This window comes from Archangium minus (genome assembly GCF_044360475.1).
Classification (GTDB): domain Bacteria; phylum Myxococcota; class Myxococcia; order Myxococcales; family Myxococcaceae; genus Archangium; species Archangium minus.
Map to the genome: position 1 here is coordinate 12,681,041 of NZ_CP043494.1, position 22,744 is coordinate 12,703,784.

A 22,744-nucleotide genomic window follows, 5' to 3' on the forward strand; every position below is an offset into this window, starting at 1 on the left:
TTACCTCCACGGTGGTACGGCAAGATGGGGCCTGTCAGCTCGAAACGGAAAATCAGCTCTCCCGCGTGACGATAGATTTCTTCGGGCGATGCCCTTGGCCTGGACCGAATGAAGTCCTTCCAAGCGCGTCTCACCCCGTCCGCGCGCCCGCGTCTTCGCGTCCGGCGAGCCGCGCCACCGCCTCGATAAGCGTCGCCGGCTCCAGCGGCTTGGCCAGGTGCACCTGGAAGCCCGCGCGATAGGCCCGCCGCGCGTCCTCCGCCCCCGCGTACGCGGTGAGGGCAATCGCTGGCACCCACTGGTCCCTCGCCTCGGCCCAGGCCCGCACCTTCTTCAGCAGCGAGTGCCCGTCCTCCCCCGGCAGGCCAATGTCTGACACCAACACGTCCGGCATCGACACCTTCAGCCGCTCCATCGCCTCAGCCGCGGTGCTCGCCGTGTCCACCACTGCGCCCCGCTCACGCAGCATGAGGGCAATCAGCTCGCGCGCATCCGCCGCGTCCTCCACCAGCAGCACCGTCACTCCGTCCAGCTTCACGCTCGGAGCCTGAGCCTCCGCCCCCGGCAGCGCCTCCGTCCGTGCCTCGGGCAGCACCGCCGGCACTGGCAGCAGCACCGTGAAGGTGGCGCCCTTCCCCTCCCCCGCGCTCTCCGCCCGCACGCTCCCCCCGTGCAGCCCCACCAGGTGGTGCACGATGGCCAGGCCCAACCCCAGCCCGCCGTGCTCGCGCGTCGCCGAGCCGTCCGCCTGCCAGAAGCGCTCAAACAGGTGCGGCAACCAGTCCGCCCGAATCCCCTTCCCCGTGTCCGTCACCCGCAGCCGCAGCTCGCGCTCGTCGCGGTCCACCCGCATGACCACCCGCCCTCCCGCCGGGGTGAACTTCACCGCGTTCACCAGCAGGTTCCAGCACACCTGCTGCAACCGCCCCGGGTCCCCCACCAACATCGCCGTGCCATTGCCGCCCACGTCCACCTCGAGCGACAGCGACACCCCCTTCTGCTCCGCGTGCGGCCGCACCACCTCCACCGCCGCCTGCGCTACCCCCACCAGCTCCACACCCCGCCGGTGCAGCGTCAGCTTGCCGGTGATGATGCGCGACACATCCAGCACGTCCTCAATCAACTGCGCCAGCGTGCGCGCGTTGCGCTCGATGACGGCCAGCCCCTTCTCCACCGCCCGCGCATCGTTCTGCCGGTTGCGCAGCATCTGCGTCCAACCCAGCACCGCCGTCAGCGGCGTGCGCAGCTCGTGGCTCATCACCGCGAGGAACTCGTCCTTGGCGCGGTTGGCCGCCTGCGTCTCCGCCATCAGCCGCGTGTTCTCGATGGCCACCGAGGCCATGCGCGCGAGCTGCACGAGAATGGCCTCGTCCTCGGAGCTGAAATCCCCCTCGTGGCGATCCGACAGCTGAATGAGGCCCAGGTTGCGCCCATCGCGCCCCACCAGCGGCGCCGCCAACCAGCCGCGCAGGGGCGGATGTTTCGCCGAGTGCCGACCGAAGCCACGCCAGGCGGGGTGCGACTCCAGCTCCCCCTGCGACAGCCGCATGGGCAGGTTCAGCCGGCACACCCACGAGTAAATGCCCGAGCCCTCCGGCGGCTCGCTCCACTCCCGCCACGCGCCATACTTGTCCGACACAGACGCGGCGTGGATGGCCCGCGCCCAGCTCCCCTCCAGCGTCAGGCTGGTGAAGGCCTGGTGCGCACCAATCACCTCACGGGCCTGCTCGGTGATGGCCTTGAGCACGTGCTCAATGGAGTCCGCCTCGCTGATGATCAGCGCGGCGCTGGCCAGCCCCTGCAGCTGCACGGAGTGACGCTGCTCGCGTGCGAGCAGGCGCTCCAGCTCGGCCTCGCCCTGACGCTGGCGAGTCACATCCCGGTGGGCCCCCACCCACTCGCGCACCGAGCCGTCCTCCTCCAGCACCGGCACCGCACGCGCCAGCATGTGGCGGTACGTCCCGTCGAGGGAGCGCAGCCGGTGTTCCAACTGGAAAGGCGTGTGCGTGGAGAGCGCCTCTTCCCAGGCCCGCACGGTGCGCTCCCGGTCCTCTGGGTGCACGGCATCCAGCCAGCCCCAGCCGAGCAGCTCCTCACGCGTCTGTCCGGTGAAGGCGCTCCAGCCCGGCAGCTCCTCGACGAACTCGCCCGAGGGCGGTGTGGCCCAGATGATGTCCGAGGTGGCTGTCACCAGCGAGCGGAAGCGCTCCTCGCTGTGGCCCAGGTCGCGCGCCAGCGCCTCGGCGGTGCGGCGCGAGCGCACCAGGTCCGTCACGTCGTAGGCGAAGATGGCCACGCCCTCCACCCGGCCCGCCGCGTCGCGCTGGGGGTGGTAGGCAATGTCGAAATACATCTCCTCCGACTGCACCGCGCCCGGACGCGGCACCCTCACCGACCGGGCGCGTCCCACGTACGGGTTGCCGGAGGCATACACCTTGTCCATCACCTCGAAGACGCCCTGCCCCTCCAGCTCGGGCAGGGCGTCGCGAGCGGGCTGGCCCACCATGTCCCGGCCCCCATGGAAGCGCCGGTGCAGGAGGTTGGAGAAGACGAAGCGGTGCTCGGGGCCTCGGGTGATGCAGACGGAGGCGGGCGCCAGCATCAACATCTCCTGGAAGCGGGCACGCTCGCCCTCGATGGCGGCGCGCGCCGTCTGCTCCGAGGACAACAGCCGCACCCGCTCGTTCTCCGCCAGCCGCCGCTCCGTCACATCCCGGCTGAAGACGACGAGCCCCTCGCCCGAGGGAAACGCCCGCGACTCCAGCCACACGCCCGCGGGCCCGAAGAACTCCTCCAGGGACACCAGCGTGCGCACGTCCATGGCGCGGCGCCAGGCGGGGGCGAAGGCGCTCTCCGCCACCTCGGGCAGTGCCGTCCACAGCTCCTGCCCCAGCAGCTGCTCGCGGGGGCGGCCCAGCAGCCGCTCGAACACGGCGTTGAGCCACACCAGCCGCCAGCCCCTATCCACCACCAAAATGCCGTCCGTGACACCGTCGAGGAGCGGATCGAACCCCGAGGGGCCCCTCGGCTCCGGCCCCCCGGTCGGAGTTCTTGGCGGCACTTGGTTGACCATGGATGAGGACCCCAGGCTTACCAGAGCGCCCCGACAGCCGCTCGTGGGGGCCGCGGGGACTGTTCGGCGCAGACCTCTCCAAGGTAGGAGTAGCGAACACCGGGGGAGCGTGAAGTCGCCCGGGGAGGAAGGAGGCGGCCTGGGAATGCGCGGCCTTGTGCCGCCCCGGCGCATCCGTTAGCAGTCGGACCTTCGTCCCATGTCCACTGACGTCCAGACCTCCTCCGGCGCTCCGCCGCGCTCCGCGAACCGCTTCTTGTGGGTGACCCTGGCCTCCGCCGCGTGCCTGTTGGCGCTGATGGTGGGCCTCTTGCGTCCCCGGCAGGACTCCCTGGAGCGCTACGGCAAGCTCCCGGCCTTCTCCTTCACGCGCCAGGACGGCCAGCCCTTCGGGCTGAAGCAGCTCGAGGGCCGCCCCTGGGTGGCCAACTTCATCTTCACCCGCTGCCCCACCATCTGCCCCGTCTTCACGCAGAAGATGGCGCGCCTGCAGAAGCAGACGGCGGACATCGGCGGCGAACTCGCGCTCGTCTCCTTCTCGGTGGACCCCAAGTACGACACCCCCGAGCGCCTCACCGCCTACGCGGCCAGGCACGGCGCGAACCCGGCCCGCTGGAGCTTCCTCACCGGCGACTACGAGCAGCTCAAGGGGACCGTCGTCGGCGGCTTCAAGATGGCGATGGGCCGCGAGGGCGGAGACGAGGACGACGTGGCCAGCATCTTCCACGGCTCGCACTTCGTGCTGGTGGACCGCACCGGCGAAATCCGCGGCTACTACAACAGCGAGCACGACGACGACGTGGAGCGGCTGCGGCACGACGCCGAGCGGCTGGTGCGCAGCGGCGAGTAGCGACGCAGAGCAGGCAAGCGGGCAGGGAGGGGGGAGCGCGTGACGCGGTGCTTCCAACCCACGGGCGCGTGCATACCTTGGCCGGAAGACACGGCCATAGGGAAGGGACGCACATGGTGACGAACGCGACGCGCCTGGTGGACAGGTTGAAGGGAGCGGCGGTGCGGATGGGCACCGAGGGGGTGCGGTACGTGGTGGAGGGCACCATCGCGGCGGTGAAGGTGATGGACCGCATCCAGGAGCTGCTACCCAGACAGGAGCAGTTGACGCGAGTGGCACGGGAGAAGCGCCAGGAGGAGCCCGACCTCGCCCGGCCCATCCCCGCTCAGCCCGAAGAGAAGCCCTCGCCCGTGCGCGTGCAGGCGCAGGCCACCGCGGAGCGCGTGCTGGAGGAGGCGCAGGCCGTGCAGGAGCGCATCAAGAAGGCCCGGCCGGCCCGCAATCCCCTGAAGGTGACCGTGGAGGCGCAGCCGGACGCCGAAGCGCCGAAGCGCCGGAAGACGACCCGGAGCCAGGGACGCAAGACGACGGCGTCGGCCACGGCGCCCAAACGCGCCACGGCACCGAAGGAAGGCTTCAAGGCCAAGCGCGGGCAGAAGCACGACTGAGGCGCTCGCCCCGCGCGAGCCCGTTATCCGCGCGTGACCTTGGGCGAGGTGGCACGAGGGGCCACCTTGCTGCGCAGGCGCGTCGAGCTCTTCACCGAGATGCCCGAGGCCTTCATCTGGGCGGCCTTCTCCGCGGCGAGCCGCTCGGCCTCGGCCTTGCGGGCGGCCTCCTCTGCGGCGAGCTGCGCGCGGCGCTGAGCAATCACCTCGCGCATGCCGTCGACGGTGAGGTCCACCTGGGCCAGGTGCAGGCGGTAGAGCAGATCCTCCCGGAGGGTGCCCCGGCTGCGCGCATGCTCCACGGCGCCCGAGAGACCCACGACAATCTTGGGCCGCTCCTCCTGCGTCTGGAGACAACGGACGATGAGCCCCTGGGCGATGAAGCTGATGCGGGCCACGTCAGGGATGAACACCACCCCGCGCGTCTTCTTGAGGGCCTCGCTGACTTGCTCCGTCTGGCGGACCTCCACCAGCGGACCCTCTTGGGAAAAGTTCCTCGCCGCCGCCGCCGCCCACGTTCGCCGCTCGTCCTCTGTGCCGCCGCTCAACAGGACCGAAGCACGGTTCGCCACGAGTTCTTCTTCGCGATACCCACGCGGTGTCAAAGGCAGACCTCCCCCGTCATGCACAGCTTTGGACAAAGCCTAATGCAAAACGGGTTTCCCGTCGAACCCTGTAAGGGCTCTCGGGCCGGAATTCCGGCCTCTCAGGCGCTGGACAGGGGGTTTGCCTCCCACGGAGAGACCCGCCAGGTGACCTCGCGCTCCAGCCACCCCAGCTCCGTGGCCACCCCTCGGCCCTCCCGAGTATAGAGACGCAGCGCCCTGCGCAGCCCCGCGGCGGTGGAGACAGCCCCCGAGGAGTCACAACGCATCGCGTCACGTATCACGTCACCCAGCCCCGACGGCAGCCGGAGCCCGCGCAACAGCCGCTCCACCTCCTCCGCGGGCAGGCCCAGCCTCCACTTCGAGGAGAAGTCGAGCGCCCAAAGTGGTTGGCCCAGCAACATCTCCAGCAACACCACCGCCAGGGAGTAGAGGTCCACCCGGCACGGCGGGAGCTCCTGGAAGCGCGGGTCGCAAGGGAAGTACAGCGCCTCCCGGCACAGGCCCGCCCACTCCCGGCGGCGCTCGGAGCGCCCCACCAGCCGTGACGAGCGCGTGCCAAAGCCCACCAGCTTCACCCGGCCCTCGGGGGTGAGCCAGATGAGCGAGGGGGAGATGTCCCCGTGACTGAGCGCCCAGGACCAGCCGCGCGAGTCCGACCGGGTGTGCAGATAATCGAGCGCATCGGCCACCTGCGCGGCGATGTCACACGCGGCGGCCACCGACAGCGGCTTGCGCTCCAACACCGCCGAGAGCCTCAGCACCGAGGCCAGGGACCGGCCGCCCACGTACTCGAACACCGCGTAGGGCTGCTCCAGGTGGGGCCGCGGCTGGAGGATGGCGAACTGACGCATCTGGAGCAGCCCGGGATGCGAGAGGCGCAGGGCGTGCGTCGCCTCCCACGCGAGGCTCTGGCACCGGCGGCTGTCGACGGAGCGGTGCAGCCGCTCGATGACACACAGGCCCTCGGGGCCAGGGATGTGCTCGAGCCGGGCGAGCATCAAGGGCTCCTCCGTCTCGCGCGCGCCCAACGAGCCGAGGGCCTCGTAGACGAGGCGCCCCAGCGCGAAGAAGTGGCGGCGCCGGGTGAAGGGGAGACGGAAACGACGGACCGGTGGCAGCTCATGCAGGAAGCTCATCATCACGGGGAGACTTCTTACGTCATCTCGCGCCGCTTGTCCTTCTGACTTGCGAGGTCACCCCCCTTCCCGAGAGGATGAGGCACATGGAGCCCCCACGCCCCCTCACCCTGCACCCCGAGGCGCTGCCCGCCGGAACGATGGTGGACCACTGGCGGGTGGTGGAGCGGTTAGGCCTGGGCGGCTACGGAGCCGTCTACCGAGTGGAGGCCGAGAGCCGCCCCGGCGTCTTCCTGGCCCTCAAGCTGGCGCTACAACCCGGCGACGCCCGAGCCGAGCGCGAGGTGGTGCTGTTGATGGAGAAGGCCGTCCACCCCCACGTGGTGCGCTTTCACGGCTGCGCGCGCTGGCCGGATCCGGTGAAGGGGCACACCTACCATGTGATGGACCTGGTGCCCGGCCTGCCCCTGGACGCCTGGGCCGAGACACGCAACCCGAGCTTCCTCCAGCTCGCGGCGGTGGGGGCCAGGCTGGCGCTGACGCTGGGAGAGCTCCACCACCGAGGCGTCTTCCACCGGGATGTGAAGCCCGAGAACCTCCTCATTCGCGAGCCGGATGGCGAGCCAGTGCTGGTGGACTTCGGCGTAGGGGACTACGTGGGCGCGGTCCCGCTCACGCCCACGCCGCTGCCACCGGGCACCCCGCACCTGCGCAGCCCGGAGGCCATGCGCTTCTGGCTGGAGCGGGACAAGAACTCCACCGAGACATATGAGGTGGGCGCCGCGGATGACCTGTACGCGCTGGGCGTGAGCCTGTACCGCGCGGTGACGGGGCACTACCCCTTCCCGCCCGAGCGGCTGGAGGACATGCTGGGATTCGCGATCGCCGTCCAACGCGCGCCCGCGCCGCGGGACTTCAACCGCCGGATGCCGAAGGCGCTGAGCGACGTCCTGGCGCGCATGCTGGCGAAGAAGCCGGAGGAGCGCTACCGGAACGGCACCGAGCTCCACGACGCGTTGATGGCGGCGGCGGCCTTCGGTGGGCGGGCCCAGTGGGAGGCGAGCCTCTTCGAGTGGGAGGAGTCCCCAGCGGCCCGGGAGGGAGGGGCGCCTGGGAGACGCATCCGGAGGCCGGCCAACCCCACGAAGCGAGTGACCCTTCCCGCGCCCCTCGTGAGGCTCACCGCTGGAGCTTCCTCCTTAAGGAAGAGGAGAAGAGAAAGAGCAGAGGTCCCAGTCAGCGGGGACCACCCGAGACGACGCCTCGGGGAACTGGGATGGGTGCTCGGAGCAGGGCTGGGGCTCGGCCTGGCGGTGTTGGCGGTGTACGGCTTGGATGTGGGGCGGGCAGAAAAGCCCACCGCGCCCGTGGGTCACGAAATGGCGCAAGCGCCGGACTTCCCCGAGACTGGGTTGGCCGCGTCTCCACTACTTCCGGAGTCAACCCCCGCGGCCGTCGCTCCGAGCGCGACGTCCTCCGAGGATGAGACCTCCGTGAAAACGAAACAGCAGAAGACGCCCGCCCCGCAGAAGAATTCGCAGCAGGGAGCAACAGGCAACAACGCCCTGCGCAAACTGTGTGTCGGAGCCGCGGTCGCCACCCAGGTGGCCTGCGCGGGAGCCCAGGTGGCCAAGGACCCCAAGCCCGAGGAGTGCCCACTCGGCTCCATGGAGGCCATGACCCAGACACTCGACGACCTCTTCAGTCCGGCCACCAATCCGTTCCACTGGAAGGGCCCCGGCATCCGACTGGACAATGGAGACGGACGATGGGTTCCCGCGCGCGAGGGCGACACCTCAATCATCCTCTCGGACTATTGGGGCAAGCTGCCCGCGAACACCGTGCTCACCGGGAAGCTGTATTTCGGAGAAGGACGTGTCTTCGGCCGCTTCACCCGGGCGTGGACGCCCCAGGGAACCTCGTTCCCCATCTGCGCGGAGCTGTGGGATGAGGATCAAAAGCGTGGCCTTGAGATGAAGCCAGGAAGCACGCGGGACAACGTCCAGGTCTTCTCCACCGCCTCGCATGTCCGGGCGGTCCGTCACTTCGATTAGCGCGCCCTCCCCTCCAGGCCGCCATGCTCCTGCCTTCCACCTCCATTCTCCTGCTGCTCTCCTCACTCCCGGAAGCAGAGGTCCGCCGTCCCTACCCTGACGCGTGTGAGGAGCCCGCGCGCTCCATTGAGCTGTCGGCGGACTCCGCTCGGGAGCAGCTCGAGGTGTGCATCAGCGCGGAACTCTCCACCACCTTCGTCTTCGACTCCGAGGTCGCCCAGGTGGAGTTGGATGACGAGGAGCGATTCCGGCGGGTGGACGTGGACGAGGGGACGCTCGTACTCGTGCCCAGGAAGAAGCCGCGGAGTTGGAAGCCCTCACGGCTCACGGTGTACTTCGAGGGAGATGCCTCTCCCACGAGTGTCACTTTCGTGCTGGTGGTCCACAAGACACGTCTCGCGCGAGAGGTGGATGTCTTCCGCTTCAGACGCCCGGAAGAGCCCTGGGAGCGCGAGCTCCGGGAGGCTCGAGAGGAGAACGAAAGGCTCGTGCAGGAACTGAAGCGGCTCCAGGCTGAGTACCAAAGCCAAGGCCCCCTCACCCGGCTGTTCGCCACAGGCAGGATGGAGCTGAGCGGCCAGGGGGTCGTGGCCAGCATGCTCACCAAGGACGTCACAAAGCCACCGGACAACGCGCTCAAGGTCGAAGCAGCCTTTGCCTACCGCTACACCTTGGCCGTCATCAAGAAAGGTGACGAGCCCATGGTCCGGGTCGCCGTGGTGATGCTGCTGACAAATCCAGGGACGCGGCCCTGGATGGCGGTGAGGGCCGCCATGATGCGAAACGGCGACGAGGTGAAGAAGCCTGACGTGTGGCAGTTGGAACCCATTGCGCCCATGAATCGAGACCTCGTCGTGGCGGAGACGGAGCTGACGGAGCGCGAGTCCCGCGAGAAGCTCACGCTCATCCTCTGGGATGAAGGAGGAACCCAGAGCGTCACGATAGGAAACGTGAGCTTCCCCTGAACAAGGAACGCATTGAGGTCCTCCGTGAGCTCGTTTGACAAGGGAGCCTGACATGGCACTCGACTACGATCTGGATCTGTCAACCCACCTGAAGCCGACACAGGCGCTGGAGAAGCTGGCTGGCCACCTCGCCGGGCTGGCGTGGAGTGAAGACAAGTCCTGCTTGTTCAACACGGACGTGACCATCAGCGCCAACATGCCGCGAGAGGGCTGGCGGAGAATCATCGAGCGTGGATTTCAATTCATCCCGACGCTCTCCGTCGGTTTCCGCCGCGCGTCCGATGCGAACTGGGACAAGTTCAGGCAGCTCTTGCTGGAAACAACCCTCCTCCTCCTGGAAGACACGCAGGACGCAGTCCTCCTCTTCAACGGAGAGAACATCGTCCTCCAGCAACTCGGAGGAAAGCTCATCTTCAATGCGGACTCCAGCTATTGGGCCGATGAGAACTGGCTGAAAAGCAGGCTCACCGTTCCCTTCGAACGCCGCTCCTTGCAGTCTCCGCTGCTGTAGGACGCTGAGCGGAGCTCATCGACACCAGATGCGCCAGTGAGACGGTCACATGCTCCACCGTTCAGTCGCATCCTCAACCCCTCGACCACCCCAGTAGCTTGACGGACGCACGCGCTCGTCCGTGTGATTCCGGAGCGACAGCTTGCTCACCGTGTCGCGCCTGGAGGTGCGCTGTGACCACCTGTCTTGTTGGCTCGCACCCAACTGGCGCTCGACTGCGCCCCCTGCTGAGCAGCTGGTTTTTCCTCGTTCTCGTTCTCCAGTCCGCGTGTGGCATGGGCCCCCCACGGGGCGGCCACCTCGTGGGCTACCGCTACAACTCGCTCACGCCCCCACCCGCTCCCAAGGCGCGTGAGGTCGCCGCGGCGGAGCCCCGCCTCGAGTCCGCCACCTTGTACGTCGTGGACCTCATGGAACCCGGCGCCGTCACTACCCGGCCGGTACCCATACCCAGGGCCGAGTTCCAGCAGGCCTTCCTCCGCCTCTCTCGTGACGTGCGCCTGGCGCGGAAGACGCCACGGCAGGCCGCTCACGAGCTTCTCAGCCTCTTAGAGACACCACCTGAGGACTCCAGGGTATCTGTGACGGGCTACTGGAAGTTGGAGCAGTACCGCGGCAAGGCCCTCTCCTGGATACCCGAGCGCCAGGAGGGTCCCGTTGTCCTCACCCCCCAGGCCGAACAAGCCCTCAAGGAGAAGTACCTGAAATGGTGCGAGCACCAAGGCGGCGGTGACTGTCTGGGCTTGCTGGACGATGACACCTACCTGCGCACGGATGACCGGCGGACGCTTGCCTTGGCACTGGCGTTCGGCAGCGTGCTCGACGAGACGAGAGAGGCCCTGGTGGGCGAATTACTGGATACGCGGGCACTCGTGTCCATGCTCGTCTGGACGGTGGCCCTCTATTGCATGATGTGGATGGTGCCCGAGCCGACAACCAAGGCCCTGGCCGCCGGCATGACCCTTCTTCTCATGGGCTACCTGGGCCTCGAGACGGTGTACGGACTGATGGACGGCTGGGCACGCTTGGCTGACACGGCGCACCACGCCACCACCTTCGGCGAGTTGCGCGCGGCAGGAGCGGACTTCGGGAAGGTGCTGGGCGAGAACGCGGCACGGGCCCTGATTCTCGCGGTGGCCACGCTTGGCGGGCACACGCTGGGGCAGGTGGCTTCGCGGGTGAAGTCGATTCCGCGATTCAACCTCGCGGGAGCACAGTTCGAGGCGCAGGGCGGCGCCGCCGTCATGAGGCGCGTGGCTGTCATGGATCCGGTGCTCGCGACAGAAGGGGCCCTGGCCCAGGCGGTGGCGGCGGTGGAAACGGTGGCTACCTCACCGCAGGGCCCCCTGGCCGTGGTGATGCTCAAGAAGGGAACGGGCGGCGGTGGAGGACAGGCCCGAGGGGGCCGCTCTTCCGAAACCGTCCTGCGTCATCGAGGTGGAAACCGGCAGGTGGAACTCAGCGATGGCCAACGCTGGCACCTGCCACGCGGCAAGTCGGTTGCAGACATTCCCGCCGAGGACAAGGTGGGGGACATGCTCCAGGAAGCCGTCACTAAGGCCGCGAAGGAGTGGGGCCCCGACAAGCTCAGCCGCCAGGAGGAAAGGGCCATCGACGACGCCAAGAAAGCGGGTGAGTATTGGCTTGCGCGGCTGTTGGAACGCGAAGCCCGGGGCCGCTACGTGCACGATGAGATGAAAAAACAGTTCCACCGGCTCTATCGATTCAACCACCAGGGAGTCGATGTGGTTGACCCTGCAACGGGCACCCGGTACGAGATTCTCTCCGGCACGGAGTCGAACCTGGCGCGCCATGGCAGGCGCATGGCCGGCGAGTTCTTCCGGATGCTCACCTTCTGAAAGGGGCGGCCATGGATGGGCTCGGTAACGTCATCATCGAGAACAAGGAGATTGAAAACGAGCGGCTGGAGCTAACGGACAAGACCTTGCACTATTTCCTCGGTCCCAACCTGACGCTGAGAAACTGCACACTCGTGTTGAAGGTGTCCGCTCGGCGCCTGTTTTTCGATGGAGCCCGTTTCATCGACTGCACTTTCGAGGTGAAGCAGGAGTTGAAGAACCACCAGCAATGGGTGGCCGCATCCCTGAAGGGCTGCCGGTTCAAGGGGCGGCTGACCGGGTGTGATTTCGGGCACTGGCCTGAATACAGCAGTCTGCCGGGGTATCAGCACGGCTCCATCGAGGACTGCGACTTCACCGAAGCCCACCTGGACGCCTGCCGCATCATGGGCTCTGACCCTGCCACCCTTCGCTTTCCCAAGTGGCCCTGCTTCACCATCCTCGACCCCATCGGGCGAGCCCGCGAGCTCAACAGCGTCCAATGGCCGGGGCGGGTTGGCCCCATTGTTTTTGAGACGCTGTACAAACAGCCCCCCCGCACCAGGGCATTGACCGAGCACGCTCTCACCCTTGCGAAGCGGTTCGACACCACTCCGGAAGAACTCCGTGCCGTCTTCGAGAAGTTCGACTGCATCCTCTACTGACGGGGCTCCCCGAGACGAGCCGCTCGCTACACCCCATCCGCGCTCAAGCCTGGCACCCGCACCGGCGTGGAGTGGCTGGTCTCGGTGCCATCTCCCAGTTGGCCATAGGCGTTGAAGCCCCAGGCCCACACGCTGCCGTCATAGAGCACCGCCAGCGAGTGGGAACCTCCCCCCATCACGGCGACGACTCCGCTCAGCCCTGGCACCTGCACCGGCGCGGAGCGATAGGACGCGCTGGCATCCCCCAGCTGGCCGGAGGAGTTGTTGCCCCAAGCCCACACGGTCCCGTCGTCGCGCACCGCCAGCGAGTGGTTGGCACCCGCGGCCACGGCCACCACTCCGCTCAGCCCTGGCACCGGCCTTGGCGTAAAGCGGTTGGTCGTGGTGCCATCCCCCAGCTGACCGTAGTAGTTGGAGCCCCAAGCCCACACAGTCCCGTCAGAGCGCAATGCCAGCGCATGATAGGAGCCCGCGGCCACGTCCATGACCCCGCTCAACCCTGGCACCTGCGCCGGTGTGGAACGGTAGGGCGTGGAGCTATCCCCCAGCAGGCCATAACCGTTGTAGCCCCAGGCCAGCAGGGCTCCGTTGGAGCGCACCGCCAGCGAGAAAGACTCGCCCGCGGCCACGGCCACCACCCCGCTCAACCCAGACACCTGCACGGGCGTGGAGCGACGGAGCGTGGTGCCATCCCCCAGCTGGCCATTGGCGTTGTGGCCCCAAGCCCACACAGTCCCATCGGTGCGCACCGCCAGCGAGTGGTAGTAGTCAGCAACCGCAACCACGACTCCGCTCAGCCCTTGCACCTGCACAGGCCCGGAGCGGCTCAGCTCGGTCCCATCTCCCAACTGACCGACGTAATTGGCGCCCCAGGCCCACAAGGTGCCGTCGGTGCGCACCGCCAGCGAGTGGTAGTCACCCGCGGACACAGACACGACCCCGCTTATCCCTTGGACCTGCACGGGCGCGAAGTGGCTGCTCCCAGAGCCATTCCCGAGCTGCCCGTAGGAGTTGTACCCCGAGGCCCAGAGCGTGCCATCCCGGCGCAATGCCAGGGAGTGGTATTCCCCTGCTGCGACAGGGATTCTCACCTGGGTGCGCAGCGGCGCGTTCAGCACCGCCTGCGCTTCTGGCTCCTCCGGGGTCTGCCCACAACCCGCCAGCCCCCCCAACGCCAACCAGACACCCAGCCCACTGCTCATCCACCATCCGGTACTGCTTCGCATCCGCTACTCCTGCTCGGCCCAAAGGAGGATGCTCCCATAGTCGAGCGGCGGCGCGACACCAACATCACCCACAACTCACGCGTGGAGAACAACGACGGGGCGCCGGCAGCGCTCCACCAGGGCTCGCGCCACCGAATCGTTGAGGTACCCAGCATCACCCCGCGCGCTGGACGTACCCAGACACACCAGGTCCACCCCCTCGCGTTCCGTGGCCTGGCAGATGGCTCGAGCCACGTCGTCACCGGTGACGCCCTCCATCGTCCACTGCACCTGCTGGGCCCCGTCCTCGTGGGGCACCAGCGCCTTGAGCCGCTCCATGACGAGGGACTGCTCGCGCGGTGGCTCAGGCACCACGCCGTACTGGTCCATCACCCAGGCCCTGTCCGTGGCGCGCAGGCGGCGCACGTGCAGCAGGTGGACGCGGCCTCCGGGACGCACCAGCGCGCGCGCCTCGGAGATGGCACGAGCGCTGGCCTCGGAGAAGTCGATGGGCACCAGCACGGCGCGGGGCGGCACGGACGCCCGGACATGGGCCTGGGTAGGCGGCACACACGCCACGGAGCGCTCGGCATGGCGCAGCACGCCCGCGGATACCGAGCCATGCCACAGCCGGGCCAGGCCCCCGCGTTGGTGGTTGCCCACAACCAGGAGGTCCACGTCGCGCGCGTGCGCCACGTGCAGCAGGTGGTCCGCGGGGCGGCCAAAGCCCGGCTCCAGGTGCAGCTCGAGCGACCCCTCTCCGGGAAGCGCCCCCACGCGCTCTCCCAGCTCGCGCAGCAGCACGCGCTCCACCTGAGGGTCGAGCACCTCGATGCGGCGCACCACGGGGTCGAGCATCTCCACATGGATGGGGGTGTGGATGCCCAGCCGCTCGCGCTCCTCCACGGGCGAGCACACCGAGGCGGCGATGATGTCGCAGGGGCCCACGCGGCGCAGCTCATGCAGCCAGGCCACGGCGGCCTCCGAGGTGCGCGAGTCATCCGCGCCGACGAGCACCCGCAGGCGGCGCCGGCCGAGCGCCCAATCCCGGAGGGAGTCGCCATTGCGACGCACCACGAGCACGGGCACGTGGGCGCGCTGGGCAAGGCGCTCGTAAAGGGGAGCGCGGCGCCAGGAAACAGGGCCCCACCCCTCGGAGGCAATGAGGAGCAACCGGGCTCGCTGGAGGAACTCGTCATGCAGGAGCACGGAGCCCGGGGGGCCCTCCAGCAACCGCGTCTCCACGGAGAGGTCCGGGGAGCTCAGACGGGAGGCCTCGGCGAGCAGCCGCGCTTGGGCGTCGTCATGGGAAGAGGGGCCCTCGGGAGAGGGGTGGTCCCCATCGAGGACTCCGAGCAACCACAGCGGCTCACGAAGACGGGCGGCGATAGCAGCCGCGGCCTGGGTGGCCCGAACGGAGAACTCCGACAGATTGGTTGCACACACCACGGGCATGACGGCCTCCCACAGAGGGCGAGAGGGAATGCCCTCCTCACAGGAAAACCCACGAGGGGAGGATGACCATTGCCAGAGAGCACCGGAGCCCCCCGACTACCCAGGCCTCGGCAAGCACGCCAGGTCCCTCTCCCACCAACCTCCCTCTCCCTCTGGGAGAGGGCCGGGGTGAGGGTATCCGAGCCCCGAGCTCCTACAACGCGCTACCGAGACCCGAGCACCGAGTGCCCGTCATGAATGGTGTGGTCCTGATTGGGCCCATTGCCCCCGCGCAGCCCATCCTGCCCAAGTGACTGGATGAAGGGCCGCTGCCCGTCGCTCGAATAGACGTAGGGATGACCCCAGAAGTCGGTCGGCTCGGCGGGGAGGTACTTGGGGACGAGGAAGGAGAGGTCGCCCTCCTCGGGGAGGGAGCCATGGGCGGAGCGATAGGCCTCGAGGGCGGAGAGGATGCGCTCGAAATCAGCGTGGGCCTGGACGGCGCCGGGGTCGTGCTTGCCGCGAAGGCCGAGCCACACGACAAGGACGAGCGCCACGAAGGCGACCGCCAGGAAGATGACCATGGGATGGGGGGAGCGGCGCTGCGTCACGGTGACCTCTCACCCCACGCACTACCACAGGGCGCGGAAGAGGGGCACGGGATGTGGCTTGCCCTTGAGTCGAACGGGGGGAAGCTCCTCAAAACCCGAGTCCTGGCCGGCCAGCAGGGCGACGGTGCGCTCGCCGACCAGGATTTCCCCCGGCCCGGCGAGGGCGCACAGGCGGGCGGCCACGTTCACGGCGTCGCCGATGCAGGTGTACTCCGCGCGCATGGCGCCGCCGATGTTGCCGGCCACCACCACGCCCGAGTTGATGCCGATGCCCAGCTCGAGCGTGAGGGGACGACCCTGGCGCGTGGTGGCCCACTCGGCCTCGGCGCGCTCGCGCAGCTCGACCATGAAGGCCATCATCATCTTCGCGGACTGGAGCGCGCGCAGCGGATCATCCGAGCGGGACACGGGGGCGCCGTAGACGGCCATGAGCCCATCGCCGAGGAACTTGTCCAGGGTGCCGCCACAGGTGAGCACCGCGTCGGACAGTCCGCCGAGCACCTGATTGAGCACCCCGACGGTCTGCTCTGGCGGAAGGCTGTCGGCGAGCCCGGTGAAGTTGCGGATGTCGGCGAAGAGGATGGTGACCTCACGATTCTCGCCGGTGAGCACCACGGAATCGGGGCTCTTGAGAATCTCCTCCACGACGGCGTCGGAGGTGTAGCGAGCGAAGAGCTTGCGCATCCGCTCCGTCTCGCCGGTGCGGCGCATGACGCTCTCGATGCGCGCGGCGAGCTCGTCCATGGAGGCGGACTTGTTGACGTAGTCATCAGCGCCCGCGCGCAGCCCCTTCACCCGCTCGGTGTCGTTGTCGTTGGCGGTGAGGATGATGACGGGTAGGGCGCGGGTGGGGCCTTCCTTGATGCGGCGGCACAGCTCCATGCCGTCGAGGCCGGGCATGTCCAGGTCGCTCAGGACGATGGCCGGCTGCACCTTGTTGACCTGCTCGAGGGCCTCATAGGGATCCTGGAAGCAGACGACCTCGTAGCCGAGCGACACGAGCCCGTCCTGGACGAAGGCGCAGGCGAGCGGACTGTCATCCACCACCATGACGCGGTGGTGGCCACCCTCGTGGGGCTCGAGGCGGGCGGGGGTCTCCTGGCGGCCGACGCGGCCCTGGAGGCCGAGGCCCTCATAGAGCTGCTTGTAGGTGCAGTACCCGTGCTCGACGAGGATTTCGCCCAGCTTGCGGCCGGTACGGCGCTGAAGGGCGAGCGCCTCATCGAGCTGCGCGACGGTGAGGTACTTGAGGCCCACGAGCAGCTCCCCGAGCGGGGGCTGGATGGGGGTGAAGCCCTGGGGAGGCGGGTTGTGCAGGCCGAGCGCCTCGCCGAGGGCGTCTTGAATCTGCTGGCGGGTGACGTAGCCGAGCGAGATGAGGGCCTCGCCGAGCCGCTGGCCATTGAGGGCCTGGAGGGCGAGGGCCTCTTCAATCTGATTGGGCGTGACGATGCCGAGCTTCAGAAGAAGCTCGCCGAAGAGCGGGCTGTCCGCGCGGACCGCGGAGCGTTTGCCACCCTCGGCGCGCTCGGCCGGCGGCACGTTGTCCAGGATAGGACGGGTCAACGGGCTCTCCACCTTCGAAAAGGATGATTCCGAGGAAGCAGCGTATCTCAGCCCCCGGGGTGGAGACAGAGAGGCGACACGCTTCCCTGGCAGGGGTCCGGGCGGGCGGAAGAATTCTCACACCACCCTTTACCCCCTATAATTCCCTTTTCGTCTCCGGAGGCCCTACTCCCGGGGCAGCTCCACGGTGAAGGTGGAGCCCTCGCCGGGGGCGCTCCACACCTGGATGTGGCCGCCGTGGGACTCGACAATCTCCCGCGAAATCCACAGGCCCAGGCCGAGCCCGTGGAACTGCTTGCCATTCACGGCGCGCTCGAAGCGCTCGAAGATGCGGCCCTGGTCCTCGGGGGCGATGCCAATCCCGTGGTCCTTCACCACGAGCCGCGCGCGGCCCTCCCTTCCCGTCTCCACGCACACCTCCACGGGCTGACCGCGCCCGTACTTGGCCGCGTTGGACAGCAGGTTGCCCACCACCTGCTCGAGCCGCACCCGGTCCCACCGCCCCATCACCGAGGCGTCCGCCACCAGCTTCACCTCGCTGCCCGCGCGGGCCAGGGCCTCGGACATGCGCCCCACGGTGTCGCGCGTGAGCGCGGCCAGGTCCATCTCCTCGCGCTGCAGCGTCAACCGCCCGGCGGTGATGCGGCCCGCGTCCAGCAGCTCGTCGATGAGGGCCCCGAGTCGCTCGCTGGTTCGCTCGGCCTTCTCCACGCGCTGGGCAAGCCCGGGCGTGGTGGCCACATCCCGCGTCACGCGCGCCAGCATTTGAATCTGCAGCCGCAGCGCGCTCAGCGGCGTCTTCAGCTCGTGCCCCGCCACGGAGAGGAAGTCATCGCGCAGGCGCACCGCCTCGGTGGCGGCGCCGTACAGCCGCGCGTCCTGGATGGCCAGCGCCGCGCGCTCGGCCAGGCTCTGCAGGAGCAGCTGGTCGTCCTCGGCGTAGGGCCGTCCGCCGGCCACGTCCCGCACCACGCCCAGGGTGCCGAACACCCGCCCCTTCACCGCGAGCGGCACCACCAGCAGGCTCTGCGGGCCATAGCGGTCCAGGTAGGGCAGGTACTCCGAGAGCCCGCCCGACGCACGCGCCTCCTCGACGTCAATGTCCGGCAGCAGCACCGCGCGCCCACTGGAGACCGTGCTCCCATGGAGCCCCTCGCCCCGCTTCTGCCGCCGCGCGTGCACCGTGCCCGCGAGCAACCAGCGCGCCTCGGGGTCCGGGTGGTGGATGGTGACGGGCTCCAGGAAGTCGCCGTCCTCGGCCATGAGCTGCAGCACACACCCGTCGCCAATGACCTCGGACACCTTGCGCGCAATCACATCCAACACCGCGGGTAGATCCAGGCCCGCCTCGGCCAGCATCCGGTCCACGTCCACGAGGATGCGCAGACGTGCGGCGTGGTGACGGGACTCGGCCTCGGCGGCGCGGGCCTTGCGCAACAGGCGCGCGTTGTCGATGGCCAGCCCCGCGCGTGCGGCGAGGTCCTCCGCGAGCGAGCGATCTGCCTCTGTAAAGGGCGGTCGCTCCGGCCCTCGCACGAAAGACATGGCCCCCAGGGTGCGCTGGCGAGCCACCAGGGGCACGAGGATGAACGAGCCGCCCTCCGGCTGCCGCCCAGTCCCCGCCTCCGCCTCGCACGAGCCGGGAGGCAGCAACCCGGTGACGAGCTGCGAGCGTCCGGTGCGCACCACGTCTGTGATGGCGGAAGGCCGCGAGCGCTCCGGGGAGAAGAGCTCAATGGTGTCATTGAGCAGCGCCCGCTCGGGGCGCGCGTGCTGCACGGTGAGCCGCCGCAAGGCGCCGTGCTCGTCGAGGAAGTCCACGGCGCACCAATCGGAGTAGGCATCCACCGCGAGCCGCGCCACCCCAACGACCGTGGACTCCCACTCCAGCGAGCTGGACAGCAGCACGCCCGCGTCCGCCAGCAATTGCAACCGCTGCCCGGCGGCCTCCGCCTGGAGCCGCGCCGTGCGCTCCGTCTCATACAACCTGGCGCGCTCCATGGCCTGCGCGCACTGGCGAGCCAGTCCCAACATGAGGGTGCGCTCCAGCTCGGTGAAGTGCCGCGCCTGCGCAAAGCCAAAGACGAGCAACCCCAGGTTGCGCTGCTCCACCCGCAGGGGAAGGAAGGCAAAGGCCTTGGCGAGCTGGCGCTCCATGGCGGGCACGAAGGCGGGGTAGCGCGTCCGAGCTTCCTCCGGGGATTCCAACCACACCGGTGAGCCGCGCTCCGACGCGTCATAGCCGGGCATCCCTGGCATCTCGCGAGGCAATAACTTCCACGGGGCCAGCTCCTCCAGACTGGAGCCCACCGCCGCCACCAGCTCCACCGAGCGCCCATCCGCCGACACCTGGTGCACCGTCCCACCCAGCGCGCCCACGGCGGGCACGCCCAACTCCAATACCGCCCGCCCCACGTCCTCACGGGTGAGGGCGCGCCCGAAGGCCTCCGTCACCGCCTGGACGCTGGTGAGACGCAGCAGCTCGGCCTGCTCGGCTTCGGCCCGGGCCTGCAACGCGGAGGTGCGCGCGGACTCCACCCACCGGCCGCGCTCGATGGCCAGTCCGGCCAGCCGCGCATACAGGTTGAAGCGCCGCGTCTCCTCACAGGAGAAGGTGCGCGGCTCCGGCGAGGGTCCCAGCAAGATGCCCACGCACCCACCGCTCGCGCCAAGCACCGGCAGCGCCAGCAACGACGCCGCCCCCATCGCGTCCATCATCCCGGCCAGCTTCGGCTCCACTCCTGTGTCCCCCAGGTCGAAGTGCCACGGTGCGGAGTCCAGCTCCGCACCCTGCAACAGGTGACGTCCACATGAGACCACAGCCTCGGTCGACAGCCCGGGCGTGACCTGGGCCACCAAGGCCCCCTCGGTGTCGAACCAGACGACGGCCGCGCGCTCCATTCCCAGAGAGGCCGCTGCGCAGCGCACCACCTCTTGGAGCATGGCCTTTGCGGATGGAGCGGCAGCTAACTGCTCCAGAGCGCGAGACATGCGCTCCACCGCGGCGACAAAGTTGTTCCCGGGCATCTGCATGCCCCACCCCCCACGCTCGGTCTCCACCAGCCCCGAACAAGATGAGAGTTTTCCACGACTTGCCACGGTTGCCCACGCGCTGCCGCGCGAAGCGTCGGATTCAAGATGAACGGAACTATTTGGCTGACCCGAAAGTTCACCGGCTCAATGTTCGAAGACCCGGAGGACGGCGAAGAGGATCTCCAGGACGATGAGCAGCACGACGGTGAGCTCCAGGGTGTGGCTGCGATCCGTGTCCACCTCGCCCTTGAGCAGGCCGTACGTCTGGGCCAGCAGCTGCTGCTTGCGCGTCACCGAGGCCTGCCACGCGGGGATGCGCATGCGCTTGACGGCGGCCTCGTACACCTTGGCCAGGTAGAAATCGCCAATGATTTTGAGGCTGTTCTCAATGCGCTCGATGAACTCGTTGAGGTCCACCAGGGTGGAGAGCGTCTCGCGGGCCAGGGCGCGGTAGGGGCTGCGGAAGAGGGCGCGAAAGTTGTGACGCCGGGCCTGTACCTCGTCATGGATGCGGGCGATGTGCGCATCAAGCTGCTCGTCGTAGTAGCGGAACTCGAGCAGCTGGGCGTTGGCCACCTCGAGCAGATCCGGAATGTCACCGGAGCCAGAGGGCTCGTAGACGAAGGCGCTGTTCCAGTCGACGACGACCAGGTCTTCCTCGGTATAGCTGAAGCGTGACTGGGTGACGGCCTCGCGCTCGCGGGAGGACAGCGGCTTGGAGTCCACCTCGCCGAGCAGCACCCGGGCCAGGTCCGCGCGGGCCATCAGCTCCTCGGCGGAGGGGTTGCCCTCTATGCGCTCGACGAAGAGGACGGTGTAGCTCTCGTTCTGCTCCCACAGGTGGGGCCCCTGCACGGCCGGGGCGATCATCCGCCGCACCGCCTCGATGAGCTCCAGGGCGAGCTCCTCCAGGGCCGCGCTGTCATACAGCTCGTCGGCGAGCGAGGTGAGCATCTCAAGCGTCGTGCCAGCGGCCACCGGGACGCGGAGGATGATGGAGGCAGCGCCATGGTCGAACAGGCGCGCCGTCACGTCCACGGTGACGGGCCCCTGGCGCAGGGCGAGCGCGCGCCGGCCCAGCTCGAAGGCCAGGGGCGGGTTGGGCAACAGAAGGTACTGGCTGTTCTCCCGGCCGAGCTTCAGGCGACGCGTATCCGAGGAGACGACACGCCGGGCGTGGTCGAGGTTGATCTCCTCGGCGATGTCGAAGGTGCGGTAGCAGAGGACCTGGGCCCTCTCGATGATGAGTGGAGCTGCGACCATGGGAAGTCGCAGCCTAACCGCTCATTCCGCCCACAGGAGGCGCAACGGGAGCTCCAAAGCACCGAAAGGTTCGGCACGGACGGTGTTGGAGCCTGAATGGAGCGCCACGAGCGAGTAGCGGCGGCCATCGAGCTCGAGCACCTCCAGCGTGCGCACCTCGGGGTCCACCAGCCAGACGTGGCGGATGCCCTCCCGGGCGTAGAGGGGGAGCAGGTGGGCGCGCTCGTCGGGGTGAGCGAGCACCTCACAGACCCAATCCGGGGGCAGGGCGATGCCGGAGGAGCCCCGGGGCAGGCGCGGAATGCGCTCGCGCCGCCAGCCGAGCAGGTCCGGCGCGAGGACGCTCTGGCCGAGGTGGATTTCGAGACCGGACAGCAGGAGCCAGGAGCCAGGGACGCCGCGGCCTGCGCCATAGGTACCGATGAGCTCGGCGCCGAGCTGGGAGGCGGCATAGGCGTGGAGCGTGGCGGAGCGCGGGGTGACGGGACGCGCGGCCATCGGGAGCCCCGTCCGGCGCTGGGACAAGGGCTCGAGGTGGGATACGGTGGCGGGGCTCATCAGGGCGTTCATGAGGCCGCCATGATGAGGAGGGGGTCTGACATCCCCGGGTCGGACGGCTACCGCCCCCCCTCCGCGCTGCCGAGGGCGTCGGAGAAGTTCAGCTGGGCCGTGAGGCTGTCGGCGAAGCGCTGGACGCAGTCCGGGGTGGGGCTGGGGACGAGGGCGCACTGGCGCGGAGCAAGCGCCTCGGGGCCGGCGGCGGCGCGCTCCAGACGCTCATTATAGGGTTTCCAGTCCTCCTTCGAGAGCTGGCGCACGGGGAGGTCGGACTCCTCGACGTGGACGGGGGCGCGGGCGGCAACCTCCCCAGTCTTCGCGCGGTAGGCCTGGAGCGACTCACGCGCCTTGCTGGCGGGCCCAGCGAAGTCCTGGAGGGCCTGCTCCATCCCCTTCCAGTCCTTGCGAGCCCAGGCATCGGCGTAGAAGCCACGCCAGGCGTACTGCTGCTGGAGACACTGGAGCTCGGTGTAACCATAACCAGTGCCCATGGAGCGCTCTCCGGAGGAGAGGTCAACCCAGTTGGCCTCCTCGAGGGCGGCGCAGGCCTCGGCCATCCAGCGGTTGTAGTCGGCCTGCAAGGACATCCATTCCTTGAAGGCGGCGGGCTTCTGTTTCTTGAGAGGGACGATGACCTTGTCGAGCGCCTTGTTCATGGCCTTGCGCAGGCACTCGGCGCGCTTCTGCTCCATGAACTTCATCTCGATATTGGAGTCGGGCGTCTGCTTCGGCGGAGGGCAGGCCTTCCGGGACCAGGCGTCGACGGGATTGGGATTGGCTGCGAGCACGGCGGCCAGGGCGAGCACGAGCATGTCCCTGCTGTCCT

Annotated in this window: 18 protein-coding genes; 7 read left to right on the forward strand and 11 right to left on the reverse strand. The window is 68.7% G+C overall.

The annotated features are described in order from the left end of the window. Positions 1 to 130 precede the first annotated feature (130 nt). A complete protein-coding gene (locus F0U60_RS52275; RefSeq protein ID WP_395812026.1) occupies positions 131 to 3,073 on the reverse strand; it encodes a PAS domain-containing protein in 2,943 nt (980 codons plus the stop codon). A 199-nt stretch (positions 3,074 to 3,272) separates the two neighbouring features. Between F0U60_RS52275 and F0U60_RS52280 the strand changes: the two genes are divergently transcribed. After that, complete coding sequence (locus F0U60_RS52280) at positions 3,273 to 3,923, forward strand: SCO family protein (protein ID WP_395812027.1); 651 nt, start codon at positions 3,273 to 3,275, stop codon at positions 3,921 to 3,923. A gap of 113 nt (positions 3,924 to 4,036) precedes the next feature. Further along, positions 4,037 to 4,531 carry a hypothetical protein gene (locus F0U60_RS52285; protein WP_395812028.1) on the forward strand — a complete coding sequence of 165 codons (495 nt, stop codon included), beginning with the start codon at positions 4,037 to 4,039 and terminating at the stop codon, positions 4,529 to 4,531. A gap of 23 nt (positions 4,532 to 4,554) precedes the next feature. Here the strand turns inward: F0U60_RS52285 and F0U60_RS52290 are convergent, their stop codons facing one another. Together F0U60_RS52290 and F0U60_RS52295 are read right to left on the reverse strand one after the other, a co-directional pair. Further along, positions 4,555 to 5,103 carry a Fis family transcriptional regulator gene (locus F0U60_RS52290; protein WP_395812029.1) on the reverse strand — a complete coding sequence of 183 codons (549 nt, stop codon included), beginning with the start codon at positions 5,101 to 5,103 and terminating at the stop codon, positions 4,555 to 4,557. A 134-nt stretch (positions 5,104 to 5,237) separates the two neighbouring features. Next, the gene (locus F0U60_RS52295) at positions 5,238 to 6,278 is read right to left on the reverse strand and encodes a protein kinase (protein ID WP_395825842.1); all 1,041 of its coding nucleotides are present in this window, start codon (positions 6,276 to 6,278) and stop codon (positions 5,238 to 5,240) included. 83 nt (positions 6,279 to 6,361) lie between these two features. Here F0U60_RS52295 and F0U60_RS52300 point away from each other — a divergent pair, with 83 nt between their 5' ends. The 5 genes from F0U60_RS52300 (at position 6,362) to F0U60_RS52320 (ending at position 12,248) form a co-directional block, all read left to right on the forward strand. Continuing rightward, positions 6,362 to 8,269 carry a serine/threonine protein kinase gene (locus tag F0U60_RS52300; RefSeq protein WP_395812030.1) on the forward strand — a complete coding sequence of 636 codons (1,908 nt, stop codon included), beginning with the start codon at positions 6,362 to 6,364 and terminating at the stop codon, positions 8,267 to 8,269. Positions 8,270 to 8,292: 23 nt separating this feature from the next. Next, the gene (locus F0U60_RS52305) at positions 8,293 to 9,234 is read left to right on the forward strand and encodes a DUF2381 family protein (protein ID WP_395812031.1); all 942 of its coding nucleotides are present in this window, start codon (positions 8,293 to 8,295) and stop codon (positions 9,232 to 9,234) included. Positions 9,235 to 9,286: 52 nt separating this feature from the next. Next, positions 9,287 to 9,745, forward strand: coding sequence for a SitI3 family protein (locus F0U60_RS52310; RefSeq protein WP_395812032.1), 459 nt, complete (start codon positions 9,287 to 9,289; stop codon positions 9,743 to 9,745). A 275-nt stretch (positions 9,746 to 10,020) separates the two neighbouring features. After that, complete coding sequence (locus F0U60_RS52315; protein WP_395812033.1) at positions 10,021 to 11,604, forward strand: hypothetical protein; 1,584 nt, start codon at positions 10,021 to 10,023, stop codon at positions 11,602 to 11,604. 11 nt (positions 11,605 to 11,615) lie between these two features. Further along, positions 11,616 to 12,248 (forward strand): hypothetical protein, encoded by a 633-nt coding sequence (locus F0U60_RS52320; protein WP_395812034.1) that lies wholly within the window; start codon positions 11,616 to 11,618, stop codon positions 12,246 to 12,248. 26 nt (positions 12,249 to 12,274) lie between these two features. On the opposite strand, the gene F0U60_RS52325 is transcribed toward F0U60_RS52320, so the two are convergent. The 8 genes from F0U60_RS52325 to F0U60_RS52360 all read right to left on the reverse strand — a co-directional run bounded on the left by F0U60_RS52325 (position 12,275) and on the right by F0U60_RS52360 (position 22,730). After that, the gene (locus F0U60_RS52325; protein ID WP_395812035.1) at positions 12,275 to 13,474 is read right to left on the reverse strand and encodes an RCC1 domain-containing protein; all 1,200 of its coding nucleotides are present in this window, start codon (positions 13,472 to 13,474) and stop codon (positions 12,275 to 12,277) included. A gap of 75 nt (positions 13,475 to 13,549) precedes the next feature. Next, positions 13,550 to 14,908, reverse strand: coding sequence for a universal stress protein (locus F0U60_RS52330; RefSeq protein WP_395812036.1), 1,359 nt, complete (start codon positions 14,906 to 14,908; stop codon positions 13,550 to 13,552). 203 nt (positions 14,909 to 15,111) lie between these two features. Beyond that, positions 15,112 to 15,498: a type II secretion system protein GspG gene (locus F0U60_RS52335; protein ID WP_395812037.1), complete on the reverse strand. Its 387-nt coding sequence runs from the start codon at positions 15,496 to 15,498 to the stop codon at positions 15,112 to 15,114. Positions 15,499 to 15,519: 21 nt separating this feature from the next. Beyond that, positions 15,520 to 17,040 carry a response regulator gene (locus F0U60_RS52340; RefSeq protein WP_395825846.1) on the reverse strand — a complete coding sequence of 507 codons (1,521 nt, stop codon included), beginning with the start codon at positions 17,038 to 17,040 and terminating at the stop codon, positions 15,520 to 15,522. Positions 17,041 to 17,229: 189 nt separating this feature from the next. Next, entirely contained in the window at positions 17,230 to 20,097 is a 2,868-nt protein-coding gene (locus F0U60_RS52345) for a GAF domain-containing sensor histidine kinase (protein ID WP_395812038.1), read from the reverse strand. 144 nt (positions 20,098 to 20,241) lie between these two features. After that, on the reverse strand, positions 20,242 to 21,360 hold the full coding sequence (locus tag F0U60_RS52350; RefSeq protein ID WP_395812039.1) for a hypothetical protein: 1,119 nt from the start codon (positions 21,358 to 21,360) through the stop codon (positions 20,242 to 20,244). Positions 21,361 to 21,381: 21 nt separating this feature from the next. Then, positions 21,382 to 21,930 carry a Uma2 family endonuclease gene (locus F0U60_RS52355; protein WP_395812040.1) on the reverse strand — a complete coding sequence of 183 codons (549 nt, stop codon included), beginning with the start codon at positions 21,928 to 21,930 and terminating at the stop codon, positions 21,382 to 21,384. 47 nt (positions 21,931 to 21,977) lie between these two features. Beyond that, the gene (locus F0U60_RS52360) at positions 21,978 to 22,730 is read right to left on the reverse strand and encodes a hypothetical protein (protein WP_395812041.1); all 753 of its coding nucleotides are present in this window, start codon (positions 22,728 to 22,730) and stop codon (positions 21,978 to 21,980) included. Between the last annotated feature and the right edge of the window lie 14 nt (positions 22,731 to 22,744).